The following is a 20,782-nucleotide window of genomic DNA, read 5'->3' on the forward strand; positions in this document are numbered from 1 at the left end:
GGCGCTCGGCGCGGACGCGGTAGCCGCTGCCGGTCGTCGCGGGCGCCGGCGACGCGTCGGGTGCGTCGGCGGTCACCGGGGCGGCCGGTGCGCTGTCGGCCGCCGGGGGAGCAGGAGTCGCCTCGGGGGCGGCAGCGGGGGCCGGAGCGGCCGTCTCGGGAGGCGCCGACGCCTCCTGGGGTGCGCGTCCGCGACCCGCTCGCCGTGCGTCCTTGCCGTTCTGAGCCTTGCCGAAAGGTATCTGAGCCACGTCACGACAGTAGCGACCGGCGGCGGCTCGCACACGACGCTTGCGCCCGCGCTCGGGCCTGTGCGAACGGACCAGGGGAGCGCGTCCCGGAGCGTCGGGGCGGGTCCGCGTCCCGCCGATCCGCGGTGGCCGGGGTCCGCTAGGGTGACCGAGCGCGACCGCCCCGGTGCTCCGCGACCGGGCGCTCCGGGGTCCGCAGAGAGTCGAGGGGTGCCGTGAAGGCGATCCGCCGCTTCATCGTCCGCTCCGTCCTCCCGCCCGAGCTCTCGGCTCTGGGCGATCTGGCGGGCAATCTGCGCTGGGCCTGGCACGAGCCCGCCCGGCGGCTGTTCGAGCGGGTCGATCCCGAGCTGTGGCGGCGCGGGGGAGCGGACCCCACTGCTCTGCTCGGAGCGGTGAGCCCGGAGCGCCTCTCCGAGTTGGCGGGGGACCAGGGCTTCGTCGACGAGGCGTGGCGCCTCCGCGACGAGCTGGAGCGCTATCGCACCGAGCCGCGGTGGTATCAGTCGCTCGCGGAGTCGGCCCCGCGCTCGATCGCCTACTTCTCGCCGGAGTTCGGCATCGCGGCGGCGCTGCCGCAGTACTCCGGCGGACTCGGCATCCTCGCCGGCGACCACCTGAAGGCCTCTTCGGACCTGGGCGTGCCGCTCACCGGCGTGGGCCTCTTCTACCGGTCGGGCTACTTCTCGCAGAAGCTCTCCGCCGACGGCTGGCAGCTCGAGTCCTACCCCTCGCTCGACCCCGACGGGCTGCCGCTGCGCGTCGTCCGGCTCGCCGACGGCTCGCCCGCCCGCATCGTGCTGGCGCTCCCCGAGGGCCGCGCGCTCTACGCCCGGGTCTGGCGCGCGGAGGTCGGCCGGGTGACCCTCCTCCTGCTCGACACCGACATCCCCGAGAACGAGGACTCGCTCCGCTCCGTCACCGACCGCCTCTACGGCGGCGGGGGCGAGCACCGCCTGCTGCAGGAGCTGCTGCTGGGCATCGGCGGGGTCCGCGCGCTCGAGCTCTGGGCAGAGGTCTCGGGAGGCGTCCTTCCGGAGGTGTTCCACACCAACGAGGGGCACGCCGGCTTCCAGGGGCTGGAGCGCATCTCCGGTCTGATCGGGGCGGGCCTGGACTTCGATCAGGCTCTCCAGGTGGTGCGGGCGAGCACGGTCTTCACCACGCACACTCCGGTTCCGGCGGGCATCGACCGCTTCGACCGCGGGATGATCGAGGAGTACTTCTCGACGGAGCTGCTGCCGGGCGTGCAGGTCGAGGACGTGCTCGCGCTGGGCGCCGAGCCGGGGGACTCCGGGACGGCGTTCAACATGGCGTACATGGGCCTGCGGCTCGCGCAGCGCTCCAACGGCGTCTCGACGCTGCACGGCGAGGTCAGCCGCTCGATGTTCTCGAGCCTCTGGCCCGGCTTCGAGACGGCGGAGGTGCCGATCGGCTCGGTCACGAACGGCGTCCACGCGGCGACCTGGACCGATCCGATCCTCCGGCGGCTCGCGGAGGAGCGGCTCGGCACCGACGACACGACGCGGGCCGACTGGGCCTCGGGGGCGCTCGGCGACACCGAGCTGTGGGCCGCTCGCCGGGCGATGCGGGAGCAGCTGGTGCAGGACGCCCGCCGCCGGGCCGCCCGCTCCTGGCGCGAGCAGAATCCGGGCGGCCTCCCGCCGGCCTGGCTCGACGAGCTGCTGGACCCGGACGTGCTCACCATCGGCTTCGCGCGGCGGGTGCCGACCTACAAGCGGCTGACCCTGATGCTCCACGACCCCGAGCGGCTGCGAGCGCTGCTCACCCACCCGCAGCACCCGATCCAGATCGTCATCGCGGGCAAGTCCCACCCGGCCGACGAGGAGGGGAAGCGCCTGATCCAACGGCTCGTCCGCTTCGCGCAGGAGCCGGACGTGCGCCGCAGGATCGTCTTCCTCCCGGACTACGACATCGCGATGGCCCAGCTGCTCTACCCGGGCACCGACGTCTGGCTCAACAACCCGCTGCGCCCGCTCGAGGCGTGCGGCACCTCCGGGATGAAGGCGGCGCTCAACGGCTCGCTCAACCTCTCGATCCTCGACGGCTGGTGGAACGAGTACTTCGACGGCGAGAACGGCTGGGCGATCCCCTCCTCCGACCGCGCGCTCGACCCGGAGGCCCGCGACACGCTCGAGGCCGAGGCGCTCTACGAGCTGCTCGAGACCGAGGTGGTGCCGCGCTACTACGAGCGCGATCACGACGGAGTGCCCCGGCGGTGGGTGCGCTCGATCCGGCACACCCTCGCGACCCTCTCGCCGGAGCTCTCCGCCGAGCGGATGGTGCGCCAGTACGTCGAGGCGCTCTACTCGCCGGCCGCCCAGGCCGGGCGCGCCGTCGCCGCCGACCACTTCGAGCCGGCCAAGGAGCTGGCGGCGTGGAAGCGTCGGGTCCGCGCCGGCTGGCCCGGGGTCGCGGTGGCCTCTGTCGAGTCCGGCGGGATCGATGCGGTGCCCCAGCGCGGGGACCGGCTGGCCGTGCGGGCGGGCGTGCGCCTGGGCGAGCTCTCGCCGGAGGACGTCTCGGTCGAGGTCGTCTACGGGACGACGTCCGCCGACGGCTCGCTCACCGAGGTCGGCCATCACGAGCTCGAGGTGGTCGAGGAGTCGGGCGCCGTGGTGCCGGCCGACGCGGTGGGGCGCGTGCCGTACGCCGGAGTGGTCACCCTCGACCGCAGCGGCTCCTTCGGCTACACCGTCCGCGTCGTGCCGCGGCACCCGCTCCTGGCCCGCTCCGCCGAGCTCGGGCTGACCGCCGCCGCCGGCTGACCCCGCACCATCCCTCTCCGCGAGATGCCACTCCGGCACGCGTTCGTCGGCGTGTCGCGTACTCAAGTGGCATCTCGCGAGCGGAGGACAGGGGCGGGGCCGCGGAGCGGGGCGGGCAGGGGTCAGCGCGCGATGTCGGCGAGGAGGGCGGCCGTCGCGGCGACGAGGTCGGCGGGGGTGAGCTCGATGTCGAAGCCCCGGCGCCCGCCCGAGACGAGCACCGTGTCGTGGAGCTCGACGGTCTCGTCGATCACCGTGCGGTGCCGCGTCCTCTGCCCGAGCGGCGAGATGCCGCCGAGCACGTAGCCGGTCCGGCGCTGGGCGAGCGTTGGATCGGCCATCGCCGCCCGCCTGCCCCCGACCGCGGCCGCGAGCTCCTTCAGCCCGAGCGAGCCGGTGACGGGCACGACGCCCACCACGAGCTCGCCGTCCACGTCGACCATCAGCGTCTTGAACACGCGCTCCGGCTCCACGCCGAGCGCCTCGGCCGCCTCGAGCCCGTAGCGCGTCGTGGCCGGGTCGTGCCGGTACTGGCGGGGAGTGAAGGGGACGCCCGCCGCCGTCAGCGCGACGGTCGCCGGAGTCCCCGGTCCGCTCCGCGCCATCAGGCGTCCAGCTCGGCCGCCGGCCCGTGCGCGGCGAAGAGCTGCATCGAGGTGCCGGCCACGCGGATGACCTGCCCGGGCTCGAACGACTCGCCGTGCTCCAGCGGCTCCGGCTCCTCGCTGTTCCACAGGCGCGTGTAGCCGGTGACCCCCTCGCCCTCGGCGAGCACGACCGTGGTGTCCTGCTCGACGCCGTGCACCACCAGCAGGACGCGGTCCGGGTCGCCCTCGACCGGGGTCGAGGCCGCGAGGTACTGCAGCGTCCGGTTGGCGGCGGAGGCCCAGTCGTGCTCGCTCATCCCGCGCCCGTGGGCGTCGAACCAGGACATGGTCGTGGCGCCCGGCTCGCTCGCGTCGCCGCTGCCGTAGCGGGAGGGACGCAGCGCCGGGTGCTCGCGCCGCAGGCGCAGCAGGGTCCGCGTGTGCGCGCGGAGCGCGAGCTGCCAGTCGGCCAGGCCCTCCCAGCGCACCCAGGTCAGGTCCGAGTCCTGGCAGTAGGCGTTGTTGTTGCCGCGCTGGCTGCGCCCGGTCTCGTCGCCCGCCGTGATCATCGGCACGCCGGCCGACAGCAGCAGGGTGCCGAGGAGGTTCCGCATCGCCTTGCGCCGTGCCAGCATGATCCGCTCGTCGGTGGTGGGGCCCTCGAAGCCGTGGTTGAAGGAGCGGTTGGTGTCGGCTCCGTCGCGGTTCGACTCGCCGTTGCCGATGTTGTGCTTGACGTTGTACGAGACGAGGTCCGCGAGCGTGAAGCCGTCGTGCGCGGTGACGAAGTTGACCGACGCGAGGGGTCCCCGCTCCGCCGAGAAGGTGTTGGAGGAGCCCGAGAGCCGGGTGGCGAAGCCGCCGATGCCGACGGGGGCCGTGCCGGCGCGGCGGGCGTAGTCGATGTCCGAGAGCCAGAAGTTGCGGGCGCGGTCGCGGTAGCGGTCGTTCCACTCCGACCACCCGGCCGGGAAGTTCCCGGTCTGCCATCCGCCCATGCCCACGTCCCAGGGCTCGGCGATCATCTTCACGCCGGCCAGCGCCGGGTCCTCGACCGCGGCCCGCAGCAGCGGGTGGTCGCTCCGGAAGTGCGCGATCTCGTCCCGGCCGAGGGTCGCGGCCAGGTCGAGCCGGAAGCCATCGATCCCGACCTCGCCGGACCAGTAGCGCATCGAGTCCAGAGCGAGGCGCTGCGCCGCGGGCCGGCCGAAGTCGATCGTGTTGCCGCAGCCGGTGACGTCCACGTAGTGGCCCTCGGGCGTCTGGCGGTACCAGCCGGCGTCGTCGATGCCGCGCAGGCTCGACATCGGCCCGCCCGGCCCCTCCTCGGCGGTGTGGTTGTAGACCACGTCCAGGATCACCTCGAGGCCGGCCTCGTGCAGGAGCTTCACCATTCCCTTGAACTCGCGGAGCACCGCGGTCGGTCCGCCGCGCTGCGCGGTCGAGGAGGCGTAGGCGGCGTGCGGCGCGAAGAAGTTCAGCGTGTTGTAGCCCCAGTAGTTGGTCAGGCCCTGCCGCAGCAGGCGCTGCTCCGACACGAACGCGTGCACCGGCAGCAGCTCGACCGCCGTCACGCCCAGCTCGAGCAGCGCCGAGACCGTCGACTCGTGCGCCAGGCCGGCGTAGGTGCCGCGCAGCTCCACGGGGAGCGCCGGGTTCAGCCGGGTCAGCCCCTTCACGTGCGCCTCGTAGATCACGGTGCGGTCCATCGGGGTGCCGGGCCGGGAGGAGGAGCCCCAGTCGAACGAGTCGTCCACGACGACCGAGCGCCACTCGTTCTCCGCCACCCGGTGCAGGCCCCGGGAGTACGGCTCCAGCAGGGGCCGGCGGGGGTCGAAGCGGTGGCGGGGGCCGGTCGGCCCGTCGACGCGCAGGGCGTAGCGGCGGCCGGGGGCCAGCAGATCGGAGCGCGCGGACCAGACCGCGTCGTCGTCGCGCGCCAGCGGGACCGTGCGGGTCACCCAGGTCGAGTCCTTCTCGTCGTACAGCAGCAGATCGACGGCGCTCGCGCTCTCGGACCAGACCCGCAGCTCACCGCCCTGATCGTCCACGGTCACGCCGAGCCGGGCCAGGGGATCGTGAGAGGTCATGCGACTTACAGTAGTGACGGGCACCGGCTCCCTCCGTGCCCCCGACGCGGGACGAAGGGCTGCTGTGATCTACCTCGACCACGCCGCGACCACCCCGCTGCGCGCCTCGGCGCTCGCCGCGTTCGCCGAGGCGTCCGCCCATGCCGGCAACCCCTCCTCCGTGCACGGCTCCGGCCAGGAGGCGCGCCGCCGCCTGGAGGACGCCCGCTCGGCGCTCGCCGGAGTGCTCGGGTGCGAGCCGATCGAGGTGATCCTCACCGCAGGCGGGACCGAGGCGGTGAACCTCGGCGTCAAGGGCCTCTACTGGCAGCGCCGGAGCGAGGATCCGGCCCGCGTCCGGGTCCTGGTCGCCGAGGGGGAGCACCACGCGACCCTCGACTCCGCCGCCTGGCTCGCCGAGCACGAGGGCGCCGTCGTCGAGTGGCTGCCGCTCGACGACGAGGGAAGCCTGCGACCGGAGGCGCTCGCCGCGGCGCTGGAGGAGGACCCCGGCTCGGTCGCCCTGGTCACGGTGCTCTGGGTCAACAACGAGATCGGCACGATCAACCCGATCGGCGAGCTCGCGGCTGTCTGTGCGCGCGCCGGCGTCCCCCTCCACGTCGACGCGGTCGCCGCCCTCGGGCACGTGCCGCTGCGGATCGCCGAGATCCGCCGAGCCTCCGGCTCCGGGCGCGGCGCGGGACTGGCCGCAGTCAGCGTCTCGGGTCACAAGGTCGGCGGGCCGATCGCGACCGGCGCCCTCGTCCTCGCCCGCGACGCCCGCGCGGTTCCGGTGCTGCACGGAGGCGGACAGCAGCGGGGCGTCCGCTCCGGCACCCAGGACGTCCCCGGTGCCGCGGCCTTCGCCGCCGCCGCGGTCGAGGCGGACGCCGAGCTGTCGGCGGAGGCGCAGCGCCTGGCCGCCCTGCGCGACCGGCTCGTCGCGGGCGTCCTCGCCGCCGTGCCGGGCGCGACCCTGACCGGGCCCGCCCTCGACTCCGGGCGCCGGGTCGCCACCAACGCGCACCTCGCCTTCCCCGGTGCGCAGGGCGACTCCCTCCTCTTCCTCCTCGACACCGCGGGCGTCTCCGTCTCGACCGGGTCCGCCTGCACGGCGGGGATCCCGGAGCCCTCGCACGTGGTCCTCGCGCTCGGCCGGAGCGAGGACGAGGCCCGCGGGGTGCTCCGGATGACGCTCGGCCACACCTCGACCGACGAGGACGTCGACGCCTTCCTGGCGGCGCTGCCCGGCGCCTACGCCCGCGCCGCCCGCGCCGGACTCTCGAACCGCGCGGTGCTGCGCGCCTGAATCCCTGCCGGCCGCGCCCGCGGGAAACGTAGACTCGCACGGTGAAGGTTCTGGCGGCGATGAGCGGTGGAGTGGACTCGGCGGTGGCCGCGGCCCGCGCGGTGGAGGCGGGGCACGACGTGGTGGGCGTGCACCTCGCCCTGAGCAGGATGCCCGGCACGCTGCGCACCGGCAGCAGGGGGTGCTGCACGATCGAGGACTCGATGGACGCGCAGCGCGCCGCGAACGTCCTCGGCATCCCGTACTACGTGTGGGACTTCTCCGAGCGGTTCAAGCTGGACGTCGTCGACGACTTCGTCGCCGAGTACTCGGCGGGCCGCACCCCGAACCCCTGCATGCGCTGCAACGAGCGGATCAAGTTCGCCGCCCTGCTCGAGAAGGCTCTCGACCTCGGCTTCGACGCCGTCTGCACCGGCCACTACGCCTCCCTCCGCACCGCCGCCGACGGGACCCCGGAGCTGCACCGCGCGAGCGATGAGGCGAAGGACCAGTCCTACGTCCTCGGCGTGCTGACGGAGCAGCAGCTGCGGCACTCGATGTTCCCGCTCGGCTCCACGCCGTCCAAGGCGATCGTGCGCGCGGAGGCGGCGGAGCGCGGCCTCAGCGTCGCGAGCAAGCCCGACAGCTACGACATCTGCTTCATCCCCGACGGCGACACCCGCGGCTGGCTCGCCGAGCGCGTCACCCCCGAGACCGGAGCGATCGTCGACCGGGACGGCGCGGTGGTCGGCTCCCACGAGGGCGCCCACGGGTACACGGTGGGCCAGCGCCGGGGCCTGCACCTCGGCGTCCCTGCGCCCGACGGACGGCCGCGCTTCGTCCTGGAGGTCCGGCCGGTGAGCAACGAGGTCGTGGTCGGTCCGCGCGAGGCGCTGCGCATCGGCGAGATCGCCGGCGAGCGGTTCACCTGGGCGGGCGCCGCTCCCGAGGACGCGGACGCGCCCTTCCGCTGCGACGTCCAGATCCGGGCCCACGCCGACCCGGTCCCCGCCTCCGCCGTGGTGTCGCAGGTCGATGGCAGGGTGGAGCTCGTGATCACTCCGGACTCGCCGCTCGACGGCGTCGCCCCCGGCCAGACGGCCGTCGTCTACCTCGGCACCCGCGTGCTGGGCCAGTGCACGATCGACCGCACGGTCGCGGCCGACGCCGCGGTGCTCCGATGAGCGCCGTCGAGCCCGCCGCCCGCGTCGAGGCGCTTCGAGCGCGGATCCGGTCGGCGAGCGACGACTACTACGCGGCCGACTCGTCGCCGCTGTCCGACGCCGAGTACGACGCCCTGGTGCGCGAGCTCGCCGCGCTCGAGGCCGAGCACCCCGAGCTCGCCGCCGAGGACTCGCCGACGCAGACCGTCGGCGGGATCGTCGGAGCGGGCCTCGCTCCGATCGACCACGCCGAGCGGATGCTCTCCCTCGACAACGTGTTCTCGGCCGAGGAGCTGCGCGAGTGGTGCGAGAAGACGGTGGCCTCGGCCGACCGCCCCGTCGCCTGGCTCACCGAGCTCAAGATCGACGGCCTCGCGATCTCCCTCCACTACGAGAACGGCCGCCTCACCACGGCGGCGACCCGCGGCGACGGCCGCACCGGCGAGGACGTCACCGTCAACGCGCTCCGCGTCGCGGGAATCCCCGAGCGCCTCTCCGGCGAGGGCCACCCGGCACTCGTCGAGGTGCGCGGCGAGGTCTTCATCCCCGTGGCCGCCTTCGCCGAGCTGAACGCCCTCCAGGAGACTCTGCGCGACGAGGCGGTCGAGGAGGCGCGGACCCGGTGGTCGTCCCGCCCCGCCGCCACCCGCGGCGCCTTCGAGGAGGAGAAGGCGCGCACGAGCGCGCTCCGGCGCTTCCCGACCTTCGCCAACCCGCGCAACGCGGCGAGCGGCGGCCTCCGCCAGCAGCTCGACAAGAAGTCGGGTCTCGACCTGCGTGCGGGCGAGGCGCGCGTCGGCTCCCTCGCGCTCTACGTGCACGGCATCGGCGCCTGGCCGGACCCGCCGGTCTCGACCCAGTCCGAGGTCTACGGCCTGCTCTCCTCCTGGGGACTGCCGGTCAGCGGCCACAACCGCGTCTCGGCCTCGATGGAGGAGGTGCTCGCCTTCGTCGAGCGCTACGGCCGCGAACGGCACTCGGTCGAGCACGAGATCGACGGCGTGGTCGTGAAGGTGGACGAGCTCGAGCTGCACGACGAGCTCGGCGCCACCAGCCGGGCGCCGCGCTGGGCGATCGCCTACAAGTACCCGCCCGAGGAGGTGCACACGACGCTCCTCGACATCGTCGTGAGCGTCGGGCGCACCGGCCGCGCGACGCCGTTCGCCCAGATGACCAAGGTGAAGGTCGCGGGGTCCGAGGTGCGTCAGGCCACGCTGCACAACGCCGACGTGGTGAAGGCCAAGGGCGTGCTCATCGGCGACACGGTCGTGCTGCGGAAGGCCGGGGACGTCATCCCCGAGGTGCTCGGCCCGGTGGTGGAGCTCCGCGACGGCACCGAGCGCGAGTTCGTGATGCCGACGCAGTGCCCCGAGTGCGGCACCACGCTCGCTCCGGCCAAGGAGGGCGACGTCGACCTGCGCTGCCCCAACGCGGAGTCCTGCCCCGCGCAGGTCCGCGGGCGCGTCGAGCACATCGGCAGCCGCGGTGCGCTCGACATCGAGGCGCTCGGCGAGGTCAGCGCCGCCGCCCTGACCCAGCCCCTGGTCCCCGCAGAGCCGCCGCTGCGGACCGAGGCCGGCCTGTTCGAGCTCACGGTGGCCGATCTCTTCCCGATCGAGGTCGTCGTCCGCGACTCCGAGACGGGTCTGCAGAAGCTCGACGCGAAGGGCGATCCGAAGGTCGTCACGCCCTTCAAGCGCAAGCGGCAGCTCGCCAAGGACGGCGCCGTCGACCCGGAGGCGGGAGCCTTCGCGGGGGACGCCTCGTCCGTGCCCTCCACCAACGCGCTCCGGCTGATCGAGAACATCGAGCGGGCGAAGACCAAGGAGCTGTGGCGCCTGCTGGTCTCGCTCAGCATCCGCCACGTCGGCCCGGTCGCGGCGCGCGCGCTGGCGGGATACTTCGGCTCGCTCGACGCGATCCGCGGAGCGAGCCGCGACGAGCTCGCCGCGGTCGACGGGGTGGGCGGGATCATCGCCGACGCCCTGATCGCCTGGTTCGAGGTCGACTGGCACGTCGAGATCGTCGACCGCTGGGCCGCGGCCGGAGTGCGCTTCGCCACGCCCGGCCACCCCGGTCCCGGTGCCGCGGACGCCGCTGGTGGGGTGCTCGCGGGCCTCACGGTCGTGGCGACCGGCAGCCTGGAGGGGTACTCCCGCGAAGGGGCCCAGGAGGCGATCCTCGCGGCCGGCGGCAAGGCCGGCTCGAGCGTCTCGAAGAAGACCGACTACGTCGCCGCCGGCCCCGGCGCCGGCAGCAAGCTCGGCAAGGCCGAGGCCCTGGGGCTCCGGATCATCACCGCGGCCGAGTTCCACCTCCTGGTGACCGAGGGACCGGCCGCGATCGCGCTGCCGGAGGAGGCGTCCGCCGACGCGCCGGAGGACGACGCCGTCCCGGAGATCGACGCCGTCCCGGACACGGCCGCCCCGACCACGGAGGAGTCGACCGGGCCCGATGCCTGACGCGGGCGGCGAGGAGCGGCGCGCGTTCCTGCGCCGCTCCCTCGCCGACGCCGCGTCGCTCGCACTCGACGCCGCGGCTCGGCCCACGGCCGCCGAGCGCCGGAGCGCCGAGGCGCTCGGACGGATCGACCACCTGGTCGTGCTCTCCTTCGCCGGCCGCAGCCGCGACCAGGTCCTCGGCGCGCTCGACGATCCGGACGGCCCGGTGTTCGCCGGCGGCACGGACGCCGTGATGACCGCGCCCGGCCTGGACGATCCTCCGGGCGCGCGCTTCGCCCCCGAGATGCTGCCGGTGCACGCGCTGCTCGCCACGGCCTTCGCCCGGGCCGACGACTGGCGCGCCGACGGCCGCGATCCGCTGCCGGCGGCCCTGCACGCGGCCCGGGAGACCGGCACCGGCTGGGCTCTCGCGATCGACGAGCGGCAGGGCGTCTCGACCACGCTCCTCGCCGATCCGGAGTGGCCCCACGGCGATCCGGGTGCCGCCGGCTCCCGCGGCGGGCGCCTCCTGGCCGTCGACGCGCTGGCCGCCGAGGCCGCCGCCGGCACCCTGCCTCCGCTCGTCCTGGTCGAGCCGCGCTCCCTCGTCGATCCGGCCGACTTCGCCGACGCCGCAGCCGCCGGCACCGATCGCTCCGCCGATGCGCGGCTCGCGGAGCAGCTGCTGCACGTCGTGGCCGACGCCGTCCGCGCCGGGGAGGGAGCGGGGCGGCGGATGCTGCTCCTCGTCACCGCGCGGGGGAGCGCGGACCGGCCCGGCACCGTGCCGGCGCTCGTGCTGGCCTCTGCGGTCCCCTCGGGCGCACGGATCGGCGTGCCGCTCGGTCCGGAGGCTCCCGCGCAGCTCGTCCGCGCCCGGGCGGGCGTGCGCCGCGCCCTCGTCGATCCGCAGGTCCGAGAGCTGGCCGCACTCCTGAGCGGTCCCGACCGGCCCCTCGCGCGCTGGCCCCGCACGGCACCGGCGTTCGCGCCGCCCGCGCCGGTCGGGCGGCGCCTCCGCGACGCGGCCCGCCGCGCCCGCGTCGACCTCGAGCCGGAGGCCGGACTGCTCGCCCGACTCCGGGCCGCCGCCCCGGGCGCGTCGCTACACTCCGAGCAGGCGCAGGCGGCGCAGGAGAGGCGGCGGAGATGACCAGCGAGCGGACTCCCTCGGAGCACGACGACGCAGCGCCCCGCTCCCGCTCCCGCCGCCGCTTCCTGGCCGGAACCGCCGCCGCCGGAGTCGGAGCCGGAGCCCTCGCCGGCGGCGCGATCGGCGCGGCCGTCGCCTCCGGTCGACGTCGCGAGGAGGAGCCGCGACTGCCCGCCCGTGCGGAGCCGGGTTTCGACCACGTCGTCGTGATCATGTTCGAGAACCGCTCCTTCGACAACGTTCTGGGGCGCCTCTACGGACCGGACGACCTGCCCGCGGGCGAGAGCTTCGAGGGCCTCCTCCCCGACGAGCGGACGAACACCAGCGCCGGGGGCCTGACCGTCGGCACGCACGTCTACGAGGGCGCCACCGACTCCGTGATGCGCCAGCCCGACCCGGATCCCGGCGAGGAGTACCCGCACGTCAACACCCAGCTCTTCGGCACGGTGGATCCGCCCGAGAACGCCGACCGCACCGTCGGCGCCATGATCGCGCCCTTCAACGCGCCCGCCGACGCCTCCGCCCCGACGATGAGCGGCTTCCTCGAGGACTACGTCCAGCACCTGCGGGTGATGAAGAAGGGGCAGGAGCCCACGGCGGAGGAGGCGCGGACGATCATGGGCGGTTTCTCGCCGGAGATGCTGCCCGTCTTCTCCACCCTCGCCCGCGAGTTCGCCGTCTTCGACCACTGGTTCTGCGCCGTCCCCTCCCAGACCTTCTGCAACCGCTCCTTCCTGCACGCGTCGACCTCGCACGGCTTCGTCACGAACAAGCAGGGCGGCGGCTACGAGAAGTGGCTCGCCGACGATCTGGCCGACGCGCCGACCGTCTTCAACCGCCTCGAGGAGGCGGGGAAGACCTGGCGGGTCTACTTCGACGCGCTGCAGGTGGTCTCGTACACCGGGTTCCTGCATGCGCCGGTGCTCGAGAAGTACTGGAAGACGCACTTCTCGACGATGGACCGCTTCTACGCCGACGTGGAGAACGGCGAGCTGCCCGACTACGCGTTCCTCGAGCCGCGGCTCGTCTTCGACCACAACGACATGCACCCGCCGACCGGCGTCCTGCACGAGGACGAGGTCGACGGCACGCCCGTCTACGACAGCGCTCTGTCCGACGTCCGCGCCGGTGAGCTGCTGCTGCACCAGGTGTACTCGGCGATCCGGGAGAGCGCGAGCACGACCGGCTCGAACGCGGTGAACACGCTCCTGCTGGCGACCTTCGACGAGCACGGGGGCCTCTACGACCACGTCCCCCCGCCGCCGGCGACTCCGCCGGGCGACGGCCGCGAGGGCGAGATGGGCTTCGCCTTCGACCGGCTCGGCTGCCGCGTGCCGGCGATCGCCGTCTCGGCGTACACGAGGGCCGGCACGATCGTGCACGACGAGCTGCACCACGGCGCCGTGATCCGGACCCTCAGCGCCCTGCACGGCCTCGAGCCGCTGACCGCTCGCGACGCCTCCGCCCCCGACCTCTTCGGGGTGCTGACCCTCGACGAGCCGCGGCAGATCGGCGACTGGCCGACCACGGTGCCGCAGTACCTGCCCCCGAACCCCGAGGCGGCACCCGCGCATCCGGCGCACGTGAACCGCGACAAGCCGCTGAGCCCGCCCGCCGTCGGCCTGATGGGACTGCTGCTGGCCCGGTACGGCGAGCCCGGCGAGGACCTGCCGACCACCTACGAGGGGGCGTACGACGCGCTCCTGAAGCACGGCGCCAGCCTCTTCGGCGGCTCCTGACGGGCGGGCGGCGCGGGCGGAGGCGGTGCGGGTGCGCCGAGTAGACTGGCGGCCGGAAATCCCCCCGAACCACCAGACGGAGACGCATGTCCGAGATCACGGCCGACACGGTCGCCCATCTGGCCCAGCTGGCCAGGATCGACCTCACTTCCGACGAGATCGGGAGCCTCACCAGGGAGCTCGGCCAGATCGTCGACTCCGTGCGCGCGGTCCAGGCCGTCGCCACGCCCGAGGTGCCGGCGACCAGCCACCCGATCCCGCTCGAGAACGTCTTCCGGCCCGACGTGGTCGGCGAGACCCTCACGCTCGAGCAGGCGCTCTCGGGCGCGCCCGAGCACGACGGCAGCCGCTTCCAGGTCTCCGCGATCCTGGGGGAGGAGCAGTGAGCGCGCACGGCGACGAGCTCGTCCGCCTCAGCGCGTCCGCCCTCTCCGAGAAGCTGGCCGACGGCTCGGTCTCCTCGGTCGAGGCCACCCGCGCCCACCTCGAGCGCATCGACGCGGTCGACGGGGCGGTCCACGCCTTCCTCCACGTCGCGCGCGAGGGCGCCGTCTCGTCCGCCGAGGCGATCGACCGCCGGCGCGCCGACGGCGAGTCGCTGCACCCGCTCGCCGGAGTGCCTCTCGCGGTCAAGGACGTCATCGTCACGAACGACATGCCGACCACGAGCGGCTCCCGCATCCTCGAGGGCTGGCGCCCGCCCTACGACGCGACCGTCATGCGCAAGGTCCGCGAGGCCGGGCTGGTCCCGATCGGCAAGACCAACATGGACGAGTTCGCGATGGGCTCGACGACCGAGCGCAGCGCCTACGGTCCCACCCACAACCCGTGGGACCTCGACCGCATCCCCGGCGGCTCCGGCGGCGGGTCCGCCGCGGCCGTCGCGAGCTACGAGGCGCCCCTGGCCCTCGGCTCCGACACCGGGGGATCGATCCGCCAGCCCGCGCACGTGACGGGCACCGTCGGCGTGAAGCCGACGTACGGCGGCGTCTCGCGCTATGGAGCGATCGCGCTCGCCTCGAGCCTCGACCAGATCGGCCCCGTCTCCCGGACGGTCCTCGACTCCGCCCTGCTGCACGACGTCATCGCGGGCCACGACCCGCGCGACTCGACGTCGCTGCGCGACTCCTGGCCCTCCTTCGCCGACGCGGTGCGCCGCGCCGACGTGACGGGCCTCCGGATCGGCGTGGTCAAGGAGCTCGACGGCGGCGAGGGCTTCCAGCCCGGCGTGCTCGCGCGCTTCCACGAGGCGCTCGAGATCCTGCAGGGCGCCGGCGCGGAGGTCGTCGAGGTGAGCCTCCCGAGCGTCGAGCACGCGGTCGCCGCCTACTACCTGATCCTCCCCGCGGAGGCCTCCAGCAACCTCGCCAAGTTCGACTCGGTCCGGTTCGGACTCCGCGTCACGCCCGAGGGCGGCGGCACGGTCGAGCAGGTCATGTCCGCTACCCGCGAGCAGGGCTTCGGCCCCGAGGTCAAGCGCCGGATCATCCTCGGCACCTACGCCCTCTCGGCCGGCTACTACGACGCCTACTACGGCAGCGCGCAGAAGGTCCGGACGCTGGTGCAGCGGGACTTCGACGCGGCCTTCGCGAACGTCGACGTGATCGCCTCGCCGACCGCGCCGACCACCGCCTACCGCCTCGGCGAGAAGCTGGACGACCCGCTGGCGATGTACCGCGGCGACGTCGCGACCATCCCGGCGAACCTGGCCGGAATCCCCGGCATCTCCGTCCCCGCCGGCCTCGCCGACGAGGACGGGCTGCCCGTCGGCGTCCAGTTCCTCGCCCCCGCCCGGGAGGACGTGCGCCTCTACACCGTGGGCGCCGCGCTCGAGGCGCTGCTCGAGGAGAAGTGGGGCCGCCCGCTGCTCGCGCAGGCCCCCGACCTGACCCACTCCGTGCTCTCCGCGACCGAGGAAGGTGCCGTCTGATGGCCTCCGCGCACACGTCCGCTCCCGAGCTGATGGACTACGACGAGGTCTTCGAGACCTTCGAGCCGGTGCTCGGCTTCGAGGTGCACGTCGAGCTCAACACGAAGACCAAGATGTTCTCGGACGCGCCGAACGAGTTCGGGTCCGAGCCCAACACGAACACGACCCCGGTCGATCTGGGCCTCCCGGGCTCGCTGCCGGTCGTGAACGAGCAGGCCGTCCGCTACTCGATCAGCCTCGGCCTCGCCCTGGGCTGCTCGATCGCTCCGTCCAGCCGCTTCGCGCGCAAGAACTACTTCTACCCGGACCTGGCGAAGAACTACCAGATCTCGCAGTTCGACGAGCCGATCGCCTTCGAGGGCTCGGTCGAGATCGAGCTGGCCGACGGCTCGCTCGTGCAGATCCCGATCGAGCGCGCGCACATGGAGGAGGACGCCGGCAAGCTCACGCACGTCGGCGGCGCCACCGGCCGCATCCAGGGCGCCGAGTACTCGCTCGTGGACTACAACCGCGCGGGGGTCCCGCTCGTCGAGATCGTCACGAAGCCGATCCACGGCGCGGGGAAGAGCGCGCCCGAGTACGCGAAGGCCTACGTCGCCACGATCCGCGACATCGTGCTGGCGCTGGGCATCTCGGACGCCAAGATGGAGCGCGGCAACCTCCGCTGCGACGCGAACGTCTCGCTCCGCCCGATCGGCCAGGAGAAGCTGGGCACCCGCACCGAGACCAAGAACGTCAACTCGCTCCGCTCGGTCGAGCGCGCCGTCCGCTACGAGATCCAGCGCCAGGCGGCGATCCTCGCCGCGGGCGGCACGATCACGCAGGAGACGCGCCACTGGCACGAGGACACCGGCCGCACCTCCGCGGGCCGGCCCAAGAGCGACGCCGACGACTACCGCTACTTCCCGGAGCCCGACCTGCTGCCGGTCGTGCCGAGCCCCGAGCTGATCGAGGAGCTGCGCGCCGCGCTCCCCGAGAAGCCCGCCGACCGCCGTCGCCGCCTCAGGACCGAGTGGGGCTTCACCGACCTCGAGTTCCAGGACGTCGCCAACAGCGGCCTGCTGGTCGAGATCACCGAGACCGTCTCCGCGGGAGCCGCTCCGCAGGCCGCCCGCAAGTGGTGGACCGGCGAGATCGCACGCCTCGCGAACGCGGCGGGCGAGGACCCGGCCTCCCTGGTCACCCCGGCCCAGGTCGCCGAGCTCGCCGGTCTGATCGAGAGCGGCACGCTGACCGACCGCCTCGCCCGGGAGGTCCTCCAGGGCGTCATCGCCGGAGAGGGCACCCCGCAGGAGGTCGTCGACGCCCGCGGACTCGCGGTCGTCTCGGACGACGGAGCGCTCATCGACGCGATCGACGCGGCACTGGCCTCGCAGCCCGACGTGCTCGCGAAGATCCGCGACGGCAAGGTGCAGGCCGCCGGCGCCGTGATCGGCGCCGTGATGAAGGCCATGAAGGGGCAGGCCGACGCCGCCCGCGTCCGCGAGCTCGTCCTGGAGCGCGCGGCCGGCTGAGCCGGTGCGCGGGGAGGTGGGGTCATGAGCGGTGGAACCGGTGGCGCGCCCCTTCCCGCGCGGCTCGAGCTGCCGGCGGGAGCGCTCCTGCGACCGCTCGTCTCGAGCGACGCGGACCTCCTGCACGCGGTGATCGGCGAGCAGAGGCCGTGGCTCGCGGCTCTCCTCCGCGCGGACGATCCGGCCGCCCTTCCGTCGGCGTCCCTCGGCGACGACGTGCGCGGACTCCTCCGCCTCGAGGAGGAGTCGCGTGCGGGCAGAGCGCACGCGTTCCTGCTCGTCGGCCCCGACCGCACCGAGGCGCTGGGCGCTGTGAGCGTCCGACCCGGCGGCGGCGACTCCGCCGAGGCCTCCTGGTGGGTCGTCCCCGCCGTCCGCGGGTCGCGGCTCGAGGAGGAGCTCGACGCCTACGCGCGCCGCTGGCTCCAGCAGCACTGGCCCTACGAGACGGTGACCACGCCCGACAACCACCCCGACGACCCCGCCGCCCTGGCCGGTGCGAACATCGTCGCGCTCGTGCCCGCCGCTCCGGAGCGGACGGTCCTGCCCGAGCCCGACGGCGCCTCGGCGGCGCTCCTCTGGGCGGAGTACCGCTCCGCGCACCCGGGCGTCGACGAGGCGCTCCCGCCGGTCGAGGCGTTCGGCGACAGCACGGCGATGGCGGACGAGCTGCTGGGCCTCGTGCGGCGGGGAGTGAAGACGGCCACGGCGTCGCTCGCCGAGGAGGGGGCGCCCGCCGCGGGCGACCACTGGATCGTCTGCGACGGCACGGGAGCGGCGCGCATCGTCCTCGTGACGGACGAGGTGCGGACCGGTCCGCTCGACTCCGTCGACGACGCGTTCGCCTGGGCCGAGGGCGAGGGGGACCGCACGCGCGCCTCCTGGCTCGACGGGCACCGGCGCTACTTCTCCCGCGTCTCACCGGGCGGCATCGGCGACGTGGTCTTCGAGCGCTTCCGCGTGGTCTGGCCGGAGGCCGACGCCGAGCGAGCGGCCTCCTTCGCCCGCTCGGTGGGGGCGTCCCGGCCCGAGGAGCTCGACGGGACTCCCGCCCAGGACTAGGGGGTTTCCCGGATGTCCCGCTCAGGCGCCCTGCGCCAGAGTGGAGGCATGGCTACTCTCGTGCGCCCCCGTCGGGGCAGGATCATCGCCGGCGTCTGTGCCGGTCTCGCCCGCCGTTTCGGCTGGAGCCCCTTCGTGGTGCGTCTCCTGTTCGTGCTCTCCTGCCTCCTCCCGGGGCCGCAGATCATCGCCTACCTCGTGATGTGGGTGGTCATCCCGAAGCAGAAGTGACCTCGGTCTCCGCTCCGAGCAGCCTCTGAGAGAACGCTCAGCACCTGGAGCGACGGGAGGCCTACGGTGGCGGTGTGCGTCCGTCGGGCGCCGAGGAGGAGATCATGGGATTCCTGGACCGACTGCTGGGCCGCGACGAGCAGCCCGAGAGCGCACGCCGCTCGACGTACGCGCCGCCGCAGGCCGCGGACAGCCGGCCCGAGTACGGCTCCCCGCCGGCGACGTCTCCGCGCAGCGACGATGAGCGGGCCATCGAGCGCTACCGGTACCTCCTCCGCACCGCACCGCCCGAGGCGATCGAGCAGGTGCACCGCGAGGCGTTCGAGCAGCTGACCCCGGAGCAGCGCCAGCAGGTCTTCCGTGAGCTCAGCGAGGGCGCCCCCGTCGGCGACGCGCCGAAGGACGACGACCCCCGCACGCTCGCCCAGTCCGCCACCCGGAGCGAGCTGCGCCAGCCCGGGTTCATGGAGCGGCGCTTCTCCGGCGGCGGCGGCATGGGCTTCGGCGGCGTCCTCGCCTCCTCGATGCTCGGAACGATCGCCGGGTTCGCGATCGGCTCGGCCATCGCGGGCGCGTTCCTCCCCGACGCGGGAGGCGACTACGCAAGCGGCGACGGCGGGGGAGACGCCTCGGCCGACGGCGGAGCGGACCCGGGAGGGGCGGACGCCTCCGGTGCGGACGCCGGAGACGGCGGCGGCTGGGGCGACTCGGGCGGAGGCGACTTCGGCGGAGGTGGCGACTTCGGCGGCGGAGGCGACTTCGGAGGCGGCGACTTCGGAGGCGGCGACTTCGGCTTCTAGCCTCGATGCGGAGGGCCCCCGATCACGGACAGTGGTCGGGGGCCCTCCGCTCGTTCCGGGCTAGTCCTCGTCGGTGAGCATGGCCTTCACCTGTCGGCGGAGGACCTTGCCGATCATGCTGCGCGGCAGCTCGTCGACGACGGTGATCCGCTTGGGGACCTTGTAGGGGGTCAGCGCCTCCCGGACGGCCTTGCGGGCGGCCGCGACGTCGAGCTGCGCGCCCGGCTCCAGGACGACCGCCGCCGCCACGGACTCGCCGCTGCGCGGATCGGGCAGGCCGACCACCGCCACCTCCCTGATCTCGGGCAGGCGGAGCAGCACCTCCTCCACCTCGGACGGCGAGACGTTGAAGCCGCCCGTGATGACGAGCTCCTTGATCCGGTCGACGATGCGCACGAAGCCGTCCTCGTCGATCGTCGCGATGTCGCCGGTGCGGAACCAGCCGTCGCCGGTGAAGGTCGCGGCCGTCTCCTCGGGCTTGCGGTGGTAGCCGCGGAACACCTGCGGGCCGCGCACGACCAGCTCGCCCTGCTCCCCGGTCGCCATCTCCGTGTCGGGATCCTCGGGGTCGACGATCCGCACGTCGGTGCCGGGCAGCGGAAGACCGACCGTCCCGGCGCGTCGCGTCGGACCGACCGGGTTGGCCATCAGGACCGGAGAGGTCTCCGAGAGGCCGTAGCCCTCGACGAGCGTGCCTCCGGTCAGCGCCTCGAACGACTCGACCAGCGCCGGGTCGAGCGGCATCGCGCCGGAGATGGCGATCTCGATGCCGCGGAGGGAGACGCCCCGCTGCTGAGCGCTGCGCGCCAGGCGCTCCGCGATCGGCGGAACGGCCGGGAGGAAGGTGGCGGGGTGCTTCTCGACGACCTTCAGCACCAGCTCCGGGTCGAACTTCGGGAACAGCACCAGGCGCGCGCCCATGCTCATCGCGAAGGTGAGGCAGAGCGTCAGCCCGTAGGCGTGGAACATGGGGAGCACCGCGTAGACCACGCAGTCGCCGCGGCGGACCGTCGGCACCCAGGCGCGCGACTGGGCGGCGTTCGCCGTCAGGTTCGCGTGGGTCAGCTCGGCGCCCTTGGGTGTGCCGGTCGTGCCGCTCGTGTACTGGATGACCGCGAGGTCCTCCGCGACCGGGCGCGGGTGCGCCGGGTCGATCCGCCGGCGCAGCAGCGACTCCCACTCGATCGCACCGCGGGTCGGCCCGGTCAGCGCGGCGCGCGACTCCCGGGCCTTCTTCAGCGGCAGGCGGAGGGCTGCGCGCATCGAGGCGGGCATCGCGCGGGTGAGGTCGACGGCGACGACGGTCTCGACGCCGAGATCGGCCGGGAGGTCCTGCACCGTCGGCACGACGCGGTTCCAGGCGATCGCGACGCGGGCGCCGTGGTCCTCGAACTGGTGGCGCAGCTCGCGCGGGGTGTAGAGCGGGTTGTGCTCGACCACCACTGCGCCGAGCCGGAGGACGGCGTAGAACGCGACGACGTGCTGCGGGCAGTTCGGGAGGACGAGGGCGACCGGGTCGCCCGCGCGGACGCCCAGGCGGCGCAGGCCCTCGGCGGCCCGCTCCACCTCGTCGGCGAGCCGGGAGTAGCTGGTCGAACGGCCGAAGAACTCGAGCGCGACCTGGTGGGGATAGCGCTCGGCAGACTCGGTGACGATGTCGACGAGCGAGCCGGTCGGGAGCTCGAGCTCCGTCGGCACGCCGGGCGCGTAGCTGCGGATCCAGGGGCGGGGCGGGTGGGTGCTCACCCGCCCCACTCTAGGAGGAG

Annotated in this window: 15 protein-coding genes; 12 read left to right on the plus strand and 3 right to left on the minus strand. The window is 74.0% G+C overall.

Annotation, left to right across the window (positions count from 1 at the left end):
- Nucleotides 1-465 precede the first annotated feature (465 nt).
- A complete protein-coding gene (gene glgP / locus C5D08_RS04445; RefSeq protein ID WP_104276010.1) occupies nt 466-3,039 on the plus strand; it encodes an alpha-glucan family phosphorylase in 2,574 nt (857 codons plus the stop codon).
- A gap of 122 nt (nt 3,040-3,161) precedes the next feature.
- On the opposite strand, the gene ybaK is transcribed toward glgP, so the two are convergent.
- Together ybaK and glgX are read right to left on the minus strand one after the other, a co-directional pair.
- Nucleotides 3,162-3,644 (minus strand): Cys-tRNA(Pro) deacylase, encoded by a 483-nt coding sequence (gene ybaK, locus C5D08_RS04450; RefSeq protein ID WP_104276011.1) that lies wholly within the window; start codon nt 3,642-3,644, stop codon nt 3,162-3,164.
- Nucleotides 3,644-5,716 carry a glycogen debranching protein GlgX gene (glgX, locus tag C5D08_RS04455; protein WP_104276012.1) on the minus strand — a complete coding sequence of 691 codons (2,073 nt, stop codon included), beginning with the start codon at nt 5,714-5,716 and terminating at the stop codon, nt 3,644-3,646. The genes ybaK and glgX overlap by 1 nt, the downstream gene beginning before the upstream one ends.
- 64 nt (nt 5,717-5,780) lie before the next feature.
- Between glgX and C5D08_RS04460 the strand changes: the two genes are divergently transcribed.
- From C5D08_RS04460 to C5D08_RS04510, 11 genes are all read left to right on the plus strand, one after another.
- Nucleotides 5,781-7,004 carry a cysteine desulfurase family protein gene (locus C5D08_RS04460; RefSeq protein ID WP_374954144.1) on the plus strand — a complete coding sequence of 408 codons (1,224 nt, stop codon included), beginning with the start codon at nt 5,781-5,783 and terminating at the stop codon, nt 7,002-7,004.
- Nucleotides 7,005-7,045: 41 nt separating this feature from the next.
- Nucleotides 7,046-8,167, plus strand: a complete 1,122-nt coding sequence (mnmA, locus tag C5D08_RS04465; RefSeq protein ID WP_181110256.1) for a tRNA 2-thiouridine(34) synthase MnmA — start codon at nt 7,046-7,048, stop codon at nt 8,165-8,167.
- Complete coding sequence (ligA, locus tag C5D08_RS04470) at nt 8,164-10,608, plus strand: NAD-dependent DNA ligase LigA (protein ID WP_104276015.1); 2,445 nt, start codon at nt 8,164-8,166, stop codon at nt 10,606-10,608. The genes mnmA and ligA overlap by 4 nt, the downstream gene beginning before the upstream one ends.
- Nucleotides 10,601-11,740, plus strand: coding sequence for a hypothetical protein (locus C5D08_RS04475; RefSeq protein WP_104276016.1), 1,140 nt, complete (start codon nt 10,601-10,603; stop codon nt 11,738-11,740). The genes ligA and C5D08_RS04475 overlap by 8 nt, the downstream gene beginning before the upstream one ends.
- Entirely contained in the window at nt 11,737-13,479 is a 1,743-nt protein-coding gene (locus C5D08_RS04480) for an alkaline phosphatase family protein (protein WP_104276017.1), read from the plus strand. Before C5D08_RS04475 ends, C5D08_RS04480 begins: the two co-directional genes overlap by 4 nt.
- A gap of 86 nt (nt 13,480-13,565) precedes the next feature.
- A complete protein-coding gene (gene gatC / locus C5D08_RS04485; protein ID WP_104226848.1) occupies nt 13,566-13,865 on the plus strand; it encodes an Asp-tRNA(Asn)/Glu-tRNA(Gln) amidotransferase subunit GatC in 300 nt (99 codons plus the stop codon).
- Entirely contained in the window at nt 13,862-15,409 is a 1,548-nt protein-coding gene (gene gatA, locus C5D08_RS04490) for an Asp-tRNA(Asn)/Glu-tRNA(Gln) amidotransferase subunit GatA (RefSeq protein WP_104276018.1), read from the plus strand. The genes gatC and gatA overlap by 4 nt, the downstream gene beginning before the upstream one ends.
- Nucleotides 15,409-16,923 carry an Asp-tRNA(Asn)/Glu-tRNA(Gln) amidotransferase subunit GatB gene (gatB, locus tag C5D08_RS04495; protein ID WP_104276019.1) on the plus strand — a complete coding sequence of 505 codons (1,515 nt, stop codon included), beginning with the start codon at nt 15,409-15,411 and terminating at the stop codon, nt 16,921-16,923. Before gatA ends, gatB begins: the two co-directional genes overlap by 1 nt.
- 24 nt (nt 16,924-16,947) lie before the next feature.
- On the plus strand, nt 16,948-17,985 hold the full coding sequence (locus tag C5D08_RS04500) for an ASCH domain-containing protein (protein WP_104276020.1): 1,038 nt from the start codon (nt 16,948-16,950) through the stop codon (nt 17,983-17,985).
- 48 nt (nt 17,986-18,033) lie between these two features.
- Nucleotides 18,034-18,216, plus strand: a complete 183-nt coding sequence (locus C5D08_RS04505; RefSeq protein WP_104223873.1) for a PspC domain-containing protein — start codon at nt 18,034-18,036, stop codon at nt 18,214-18,216.
- 104 nt (nt 18,217-18,320) lie between these two features.
- The gene (locus C5D08_RS04510; RefSeq protein ID WP_104276079.1) at nt 18,321-19,016 is read left to right on the plus strand and encodes a hypothetical protein; all 696 of its coding nucleotides are present in this window, start codon (nt 18,321-18,323) and stop codon (nt 19,014-19,016) included.
- Nucleotides 19,017-19,076: 60 nt separating this feature from the next.
- Here the strand turns inward: C5D08_RS04510 and C5D08_RS04515 are convergent, their stop codons facing one another.
- Nucleotides 19,077-20,762: a long-chain-fatty-acid--CoA ligase gene (locus C5D08_RS04515; protein ID WP_104276021.1), complete on the minus strand. Its 1,686-nt coding sequence runs from the start codon at nt 20,760-20,762 to the stop codon at nt 19,077-19,079.
- Nucleotides 20,763-20,782 lie beyond the last annotated feature (20 nt).

Source organism: Rathayibacter sp. AY1B6 (assembly GCF_002932755.1).
Lineage (GTDB): Bacteria > Actinomycetota > Actinomycetes > Actinomycetales > Microbacteriaceae > Rathayibacter.